This is a genomic window from Bacteroides sp. 51 (assembly GCF_010500965.1).
Lineage (GTDB): Bacteria > Bacteroidota > Bacteroidia > Bacteroidales > Bacteroidaceae > Bacteroides.
On sequence record NZ_QVMI01000065.1, the window covers coordinates 1 to 4,007 of the forward strand.

The 4,007-nt window shown below is 40.9% G+C and carries 3 protein-coding genes; 2 read left to right on the plus strand and 1 reads right to left on the minus strand.

Annotated elements, in window-relative coordinates; genetic code table 11:
- Positions 1 to 467 precede the first annotated feature (467 nt).
- Positions 468 to 1,844, plus strand: a complete 1,377-nt coding sequence (locus D0T87_RS23315; protein WP_163178531.1) for a tryptophanase — start codon at positions 468 to 470, stop codon at positions 1,842 to 1,844.
- A gap of 14 nt (positions 1,845 to 1,858) precedes the next feature.
- Here the strand turns inward: D0T87_RS23315 and D0T87_RS23320 are convergent, their stop codons facing one another.
- Positions 1,859 to 2,833 carry a helix-turn-helix domain-containing protein gene (locus D0T87_RS23320; protein ID WP_163178533.1) on the minus strand — a complete coding sequence of 325 codons (975 nt, stop codon included), beginning with the start codon at positions 2,831 to 2,833 and terminating at the stop codon, positions 1,859 to 1,861.
- Positions 2,834 to 3,126: 293 nt separating this feature from the next.
- Here D0T87_RS23320 and D0T87_RS23325 point away from each other — a divergent pair, with 293 nt between their 5' ends.
- Positions 3,127 to 3,351: a winged helix-turn-helix domain-containing protein gene (locus tag D0T87_RS23325; RefSeq protein ID WP_163178535.1), complete on the plus strand. Its 225-nt coding sequence runs from the start codon at positions 3,127 to 3,129 to the stop codon at positions 3,349 to 3,351.
- Positions 3,352 to 4,007 lie beyond the last annotated feature (656 nt).

Below are 4,007 nucleotides of genomic sequence, written 5' to 3' on the forward strand. Positions count from 1 at the left end.
AATCTCTTGGAATTTGAGTAGGGTTAACATAATGCTTTTTGATGCCAAAAGTAGAACAAAAAAGAAAACACTAAAAGGCGGGGATTACCGAAGGCTTACGATTAAATAAACTTCCATCTAACTGACTTTACAAATTTCTCTCCAGAGAGATACTTTATTCTCTTCACAGTGATACTTTTTTCTCACCCCTAAGAAAATAGCGGTACTCTTAAGTGATTGATTACCATTTGTATTTATATATAAACTTATCGAACGCGGGCTGTTCCTCAATGCCTTCTTTCTTGAGCACTGCATATCCAAACGTACGCTCTGTTCCTGATGCTTTACGTTGAGACAAGAATATAGGTCGTGGATTTCAAAAAGTTATAAAATGTTTCTTGTTCTTCTTTTTATTTACTATTTTCGAGTCGTAATAATTGTTTTATGTGTTTAAACTCTGACTTATTGTCAATCTAAAGCCTGATTATATGGAATTACCCTTTGCCGAATCGTGGAAGATAAAGATGGTGGAAGCCATTCGTAAAAGTACCCGTGAAGAGCGGGAAAGATGGATTAAAGAAGCGTACTATAATGTGTTTCAGCTCAGGTCCGATCAAGTATACATTGATCTTATAACAGACTCCGGAACGGGAGCGATGAGCGACCGGCAATGGGCGGCCATGATGCTGGGCGATGAAAGTTATGCAGGAGCCAGCTCATTCTTTAACCTGAAAGAAATGATCCGGCAGATCACCGGCTTTAGTTATATAATTCCAACCCATCAGGGTAGGGCAGCCGAGAATGTATTATTCTCTTATCTGGTACACGAAGGCGATGTTATTCCCGGAAATTCTCACTTCGATACCACCAAAGGACATATTGAAGCACGGAAAGCCATTGCCCTGGATTGTACGATAGATGAGGCGAAAGATACCCAACTTGAACTTCCTTTCAAAGGCAACGTAGATATAAATAAACTGGAAGATGCGTTAATCAGATTTGCCGCTCGGATACCTTTTATTATTGTAACCATAACCAACAATACCGCCGGTGGACAACCTGTATCCATGCAGAACATGCAAGAGGTGCGCCGCCTGGCCGATAAATATAACAAACCGGTATTGTTTGACTCTGCCCGCTTTGCGGAAAACGCCTATTTCATCAAAACAAGAGAAGAAGGATACAAAGATAAGACCATCAAGGAAATCAGTCGAGAAATGTTTGCTCTAGCCGATGGCATGACCATGAGTGCCAAGAAAGACGGCATTGTAAATATGGGTGGATTTATTGCTACCCGCCGGGAAGAGTGGTACGAAGGTGCCAAAGGCTATTGTGTGCAATATGAAGGCTACCTGACGTATGGCGGCATGAATGGCCGCGATATGAACGCACTTGCCGTAGGGCTGGACGAAAATACGGAATTCGGGAACTTGGAAACCCGTATCCGGCAAGTGGTCTATCTGGCCGAACGGCTGGACGAGTTTGGCATTCCTTATCAACGTCCCGCCGGCGGACATGCTATCTTTGTTGATGCTCCCAAAGTACTTACCCATGTGCCGAAAGAAGAATTTCCCGCCCAGACGTTGACCATTGAACTGTTTCTGGAAGCCGGCATCCGTGGTTGCGAAATTGGCTATATCCTTGCCGACCGTGATCCGGTGACGCATGAAAACCGTTTTGGAGGAATCGACCTCCTGCGGTTGGCCATTCCACGGCGTGTGTATACCAACAATCATATGGATGTTATTGCCATTGCCCTGAAGAACGTATACGACCGCAGGGAGAGTATTACCAGGGGGGTTAAAATACTCTGGGAAGCTCCTATTATGCGGCATTTTACAGTAAAACTGGAAAGGCTCGCATAAATACATAAAGCTTTCTACATGCTATCCACAATCTGATGTTGTTCCTTAAAGAACAATATACGCTCCTTGTCTCCGGTTCCGGAGATGAGGGTGGATACTTTTTTCATGGATTTCACCCATTCGCGGACTTTCTTGCACGTAGCTCTGTTTTCATTGATGGTAGACATCATAGACAACGTTGTGATGTAGCTTGCCGCATACGTCTCGCTCCATAAGTACGAGTAGGTTACGCCTACTTTAACATGCGATACGTAGAGTTCTATTTTCTCCGAGTTATTTTCCGGTCCCCCGGCAGCAGCCAGCCTCTCTAAATCGTTCAGCATGTGGTGTATATCTTTTTTTATTTCGGCAAGATCTTCTTTCTCTATCATTCCTGCGCTGACGAAATGTTTTATTTCATTCACCAAGTCCCAGATAATAGCTTTGTCCCATATATATATCATTTTATTCATTTTGCGATACATATTCATCACATTCGAGTGATAGTTGACTATATCGTCTGGAATTTTCCATTTGGAGAAGTCTTTGCATTTCTCGGGGCCGATGTAGTAATTGCTCCATTTAAAATAAATGAACCTGAATAGGGTGTAGTATGGGGTATAGAACTCCATGGGCAGATGGGCATAGGCTACTCCCATTTCGCTGTCGGGCATATCTTCAATGATCTTGATCTTCGACAGATACTTTTTAACTCCCTGTGCTATTCTTTCGAGCGACTCGTCTATCCGCGGGCTGAGCATGTAGATGTGTAGAATATTGATCTGATCGTCGACAAGCAGATTGTCTAAGGAGATGTTAAGATGTTGTGCCAATATCCCCATTTCCCGAATGGTGAATTGCACCGTACCTTTTATTCTTCGGTATGCAGATTCTCTTTCTATTTTTAGTATATCCTCCACTGCCGAAATTAGTTCCGTTTGTTTGGAAAAATTCTCTTTCAGTGCTGAAAGAAAGCTTTCGTTTAGGTCAAGGTCCTTCGTATCCATCATATATGAAGCAGAAATATAAAAGAGATAATTTATCAAACAAATATATCAAAAACTGATAAAGTATATCCCTGTAAAACGCAGAAAGTGATTAAAACGATTGAAAATAGGAGTAATATAACAACTTCTGTCTTTTTTTTACGCCCCGTTGTCTTTATCTTTGTTTTATCATAACAATTGAGATTATGCTTGTCCTGTTGGTGTTATCTTTCTGTTGAATAAATCTGATTGATATGTGGTTTTATGAGTCTTGCATCGGATTTTCGTTTTATATATATATCTAAACCTTTTTGACTATGTTGAAAGATAAAATTGGGGAACATGCAGGAGAAATATGGCACCTGCTTTCCAATAAAGGAAAATTAAACCTGCGGGACATTGGTGAGGCCACACATTACGGACAGGATGTTATATTCATGTCGCTGGGATGGTTGTTACGTGAGAACAAAATTCGTATTCATAACAAAAATGGTAGACAGTTTTATGAATTAAACCATTATGAAAACGAATTATACGGTTAAAGAAATTAATAGAAGAATCTAAACCTGCCTATTACCTTGATTATGATGATTTAGTTTTTTTCATGAACAGAAACAATCGCAAATCTTCCTATTATTATACCGAGCGTATAATATTTACACACCCGAAAGAGGCTAAATCATCACGAAATAGCCTCTTTCTTTTTTATGCAGGTTTCTTATGTAAAACGTTAAAAACGGATTGGAAATGAATAAATTAATTCATTAGAAATTAACATGAGTTCTATATAAGAGATAAAGTAAAAAGATGTATCTGTAAGGCTGAAAGCCTGTTAGATTTAGCCTGGGGTCAGGGAGCGGAGCGACCGCAGCCCCAGGGCGGCAACGTGCCGCAGCGAGGAGTGCTGAAAGCACGATATATAAAGATATTTGGCTTGTATATCGCTCTTACAGAGCTCTTTGCCCGCGGTGGTTCACCGCCCTAGGGCTGCGTTCGCTCCGCTCACTGACCCTAGGCTAAATCTAACAGGCTTTCAGCCTTACAGATAGATTAGATGGATGATTTTTATATTGAATTCACGTTAATTAGAAATACTCAAAACCCTTCAAAAAACCTCCTCAGACTACACCTTTCCTTTTCTTCCGGCGTTATCCACCCTTGGCTATCGTAATAGTCATATAATGTATTTACCTTATCT

Excerpts from the sequence above, each read along its gene's own strand:
- D0T87_RS23315 (WP_163178531.1), top strand. The coding sequence starts at position 468 with ATGGAATTACCCTTTGCCGAATCGTGGAAGATAAAGATGGTGGAAGCC.
- D0T87_RS23320 (WP_163178533.1), bottom strand. The coding sequence starts at position 2,833 with ATGATGGATACGAAGGACCTTGACCTAAACGAAAGCTTTCTTTCAGCA.
- D0T87_RS23325 (WP_163178535.1), top strand. The coding sequence starts at position 3,127 with ATGTTGAAAGATAAAATTGGGGAACATGCAGGAGAAATATGGCACCTG.